The sequence below is a fragment of the Chimaeribacter arupi genome (genome assembly GCF_002858805.1).
Taxonomy (GTDB): Bacteria; Pseudomonadota; Gammaproteobacteria; order Enterobacterales; family Enterobacteriaceae; genus Chimaeribacter; species Chimaeribacter arupi.
In genome coordinates, this window is record NZ_PJZI01000112.1 from 1 (window position 1) to 244 (window position 244).

Annotated in this window: 2 other RNA genes; both read right to left on the minus strand. The window is 57.4% G+C overall.

Annotation, left to right across the window (positions count from 1 at the left end):
• Nucleotides 1–120, minus strand: a non-coding RNA gene (locus CYR52_RS22280) — RtT sRNA; the annotation flags it as partial.
• A gap of 46 nt (nt 121–166) precedes the next feature.
• Nucleotides 167–244: non-coding RNA, RtT sRNA (locus CYR52_RS22285), on the minus strand; the annotation flags it as partial.

Genomic DNA, 244 nt, shown 5'->3' on the forward strand with positions numbered 1-244 from the left:
TGGGGGAAGGATGATTCGTCACTTCGTTCCTCACCCTTCGGGCCGTTGCTGCGCAACGTTGCTCGCGTTCGCTCGCCGAACCTTGTCGAAGGTTCTCGTCCTTCCCCGTATGGGCAACTCTTTTTTACTGGGGTGTTTATCAGGAAGTGCGTGCTGTCTGAAAGGATGGTGGTGGGGGAAGGATGATTCGTCACTTCGTTCCTCACCCTTCGGGCCGTTGCTGCGCAACGTTGCTCGCGTTCGC